2 protein-coding genes are annotated in these 3,562 nt (G+C 68.3%); one reads left to right on the forward strand and one right to left on the reverse strand.

Going from position 1 to position 3,562, the window contains the following annotated elements; all coding sequences use genetic code 11:
- Window positions 1–609, reverse strand: a 609-nt coding sequence (locus DSP71_RS14075; protein WP_181800740.1) for an acetylxylan esterase, incomplete at its 3' end; no start/stop codon positions are given.
- Between the two features lie 124 nt (window positions 610–733).
- Between DSP71_RS14075 and DSP71_RS14080 the strand changes: the two genes are divergently transcribed.
- Window positions 734–3,562 (forward strand): hypothetical protein (locus DSP71_RS14080; protein ID WP_181800741.1); only part of this gene is annotated, 2,829 nt, incomplete at its 3' end.

Consider the following 3,562-nt stretch of genomic DNA (forward strand, 5'->3'; position numbering starts at 1 on the left):
ACGGAACCGCCCGTCCCACGGCAGGGCGAGCGCGCCGATGCCGCCGCCGAAGCTACCGCCGCTGAAGTCGAGCGCTCCCGCTGCGGATGGGGCCATCTCGAGGAGCACGGTCGCCGCTCGCCAGATGTCGGCGGCGCTGAAGCGGTGCGAGTAGGTGTCGCGGTGTTCGATCCCTGCCAGCACGTGCTCGTCGGGCGATGCGGGGAACCGGCTGCTCGTGCCGATATGGGTTCCGGGGGCGACCGGGAAGATCGCGGCGGTGTCGGAGGCGACGCGTTCGATGTCGGGGCCGGTGCGACCGCCGTAACCGTGGCCGACGACGAGGCCGCGGCGGGTCACGTCGGCAGCGTGCGGAAGCATCACGTACGCGACGGCCGCCTCATCGGCGGAGGAGTGGAAGCGGATCTCGGCGATGCGATGCGTCGGGGTCTCAGGGTGCTCCTGGGTCACCTCCCATGCCACGGCGCCCGTGCCCAACTCCTCGAAGGAGGCCCTCCAGAAGTCGTCGAAATCCGACGGTTCCACGGGGGGATCGAGCGGAGTCAGGAGCGTGCTCAGCGAGTACTCCGTCATCTCCTCAGGCGGGGTCTCGGGCGGGGTGTACGTCACCGCGTGCATCCTTTCGGGTGGGCTGCCTCGTCGACGCTACCGGTGTCGACAAGGCATGTGGGCTCGGGTGATCGGTGCGGCGCATGCATTGACATCATCGCATAGGGATTGCAGTATGTGCATCATGGATGCAACTCCTGGCGACGGTGCCGAACACAATCCCCTGATGTGGAGCCGACGCTCCGTGCTGCGAATGCTCGTGATCGCCGGCGTGCTCCCCCCGGTGCTCGGCTCGCCGGGCGGCATGGCCCCCGCGGCGGCCACCGAACTCACCACCGCCAGCGGGGTGTATGCCGATGCTCTGCGGCGACTGGACAAACCGAACCTCGCCTTCACACAGGTCGCTCAGCTGGTGGGACAGAACCATCGCATGACCTTCCTGCAGGCGACGTGGGACGGCGGCGCGACGATCGTGCGCGACCTCGAGGTCAAGCACAACGGCGGATGGCTGCAGATCACCGACCCCGCCCACCGCTTCGACGAGCAGTGGCTCGTGCTGGAGGGCACGCTGCCGGCCGGGAGCGCTCCGGAGCTGTACGGCCCGCTCGCGCCGAGCTGGCTGGGGTTCACCTCGTTCCAGGTGCTCGGGCCGCAGTCGATCGAACTGACCACCAGCACAGACGACGTCGACCTGGTGGTCCGCTGGCGGCTGGAGGGCGCGCAGCCCGAGGCGCACTACGTGCTCACGGCCAAGACCGCAGGCGACTACATCGTCGGTTACCAGAGCCAGGACACCCGGTCGATCGACGACCTCGACGAGGTGCTCTGCGGGTCCTATCAGCACGCCCTCTCGGTGCTCGACGGCTCGGCGCCGCTGGGGGCCTGGGAGCTCTTCGCACCGATGGCGCTGACGCAGTACGCGATCGGCGACGTCGCCGTCACCTCGGGTGTCTATCTGCCTTCGGAGGTCGCCGAGTTCGTGCACGAGCGGCAGCTGATGTCAGACCGACAGCCGTACGGCATGAGTCTGCGCAACGACAGCCTCGACATCGTGCCGTCCATGTACGCACCCCAGCCGGGGCTGCGGACGGCGATGACGGTCGGTCAGCAGCGCGGGTTCGCCTTCGGCCTCGCCGCGCGCGCCGACACGCTGTACGGCACCTACACGCAGCTGTGCCGCAACGAATACGGCCTCACGGCGTACCGGCACAACGTCTACGACCGGTCGCTCACCGACGCCGTGCACGCCATGGCGGAGCTGATCGCCGTCGAGCCCAGCGGCGACGACTCCATCGACTACGTGCCGTCGTACTCGGGGTGGTGGAACCGTGCCAAGGGGTTCGTCGACGTCGAGAACGAGGATGCCGTCCGCGCGGCGGCGAGCGGTGTCGTGCTCTCCGCGCACTACCTGACGGGGACCGCGGACAGCACCCTCTACGACCGCCGTGCCAGGCCGCTCGTCGAGTATCAGCTCTCCCGCAAGGGCATCGGGCATACTCCGATGATCGGCAGTCCCGTCTACAACGACAAGACGCAGTACCGGATCGGTCGGATTCCCACAGACGCCGTGAACCTCGCGTCGCTGTATCAGCTCACCCACGGGCGCAACGCTGGCATCCAGCGGCTCGCGGTGCAGGCGACCAAAGCGGGTGTGGCCGGGCAGAGCAGAGCCCCGTTCTCGAACGCGCTGGCGACCTACCGGGTGACGGGGGATCCGGCCTATCTCACGGAAGCCACCCTGATCGCGCGGCGGTACTCGCAGGAGCAGATCCTGACGCCCTATCGCAGCAACGGTCAGCCGCCCGGCGGCTTCGCCTACAGCTTCTCGAAGTACTGGGTCGACCTGCTGGAGATGTTCGAGGCCACGGGGGAGTCCGAGTTCCTCGACGGCGCGTACCGCGAGGTGCAGCGCTTCATCACGCAGACGGCCGTGCGCCCGGTGCCGGACACGACGGTCACGGTGCCGGTCGGTTCCGTGATCAGGCAGCAGTACGACTGGGAGTCGCGCTCGTCCCTCCCGTCGTATCCCACCACCGACGTGCCGACCGAGGCGGTGCCGGCCTGGTACGTGTCCCCGTCGGGGCTCACGTTCGAGGCATTGTCGTCGTTCAAGCTCGGTGTCAGCACGCTGACGAACCCGGGTGGCGGCTACGTGTTCAACCCGTGCTGGGCCGGAGCACTGCTGCGCCTGGCACACCACACCGGAGACGAGCTGCTCGCCGACATCGCGCACAACATGGTGATCGGTCGCTTCACCACGTACCCCGGTTACTACGGGCGGCAGTTCCAGGTCGCGCACATGAAACCCGACTTCGCGACAAGCGGCCCGGTGGGCATCACGGGGTACTACTTCCACCACGCACCGGCCCAGCTCGGACTCGCGATGGACTACCTGATCAGCGAGAGCTTCTATCGGAGCGCGGGGGCGATCGAGTTCCCGCACGTGTTCGAGGCCGATTTCGCGTACTTCAAGTTCTTCGCCTACGGCCATGCCCCGGGAACGTTCTTCGGTGAAGACGGGGTCTGGCCGTACCTTCCCGCGGGGCTCATCGCGGTCGACAACCCTATGGTCAACTGGATCGGCGGTGTCGGCAACGGCGCCCTGTACATCAGCCTGACCAACTCCGCCGGGACCGCGCAGCAGGTGGTCGTCGACCTCTCCAGCGACCTCACCGGGGTGCCCCGGAACTCCTCGACGCCCGTGGAGCTGGTGACGGCGAACGGCGCTCGATCGACCGGGGCGGCGAGCAGCGGACGGGTCACCGTGACGGTCCCCGCGCGCGGGCTGGTGGCCCTCGTGGTGCGCGACGTCGACGTGCAGCGTCCCGAACTGCCGTTCGACGACATCGTCGATCACGGGCCGGACAGCTTCCACGAGGTCGACTCCGACCCGGCGACCGAGTACGGCGTCGCGCGAGGGATGCTCCTGGTGCGCCCCGACGGTCAGGGGTACGACGCGTACGTGCAGCTCGACACGGAACAGCAGGCGACGCTGTCGTACCGGATCGGCGGG

The organism is Microbacterium sp. H6 (genome assembly GCF_003314775.1).
GTDB lineage: Bacteria > Actinomycetota > Actinomycetes > Actinomycetales > Microbacteriaceae > Microbacterium > Microbacterium oxydans.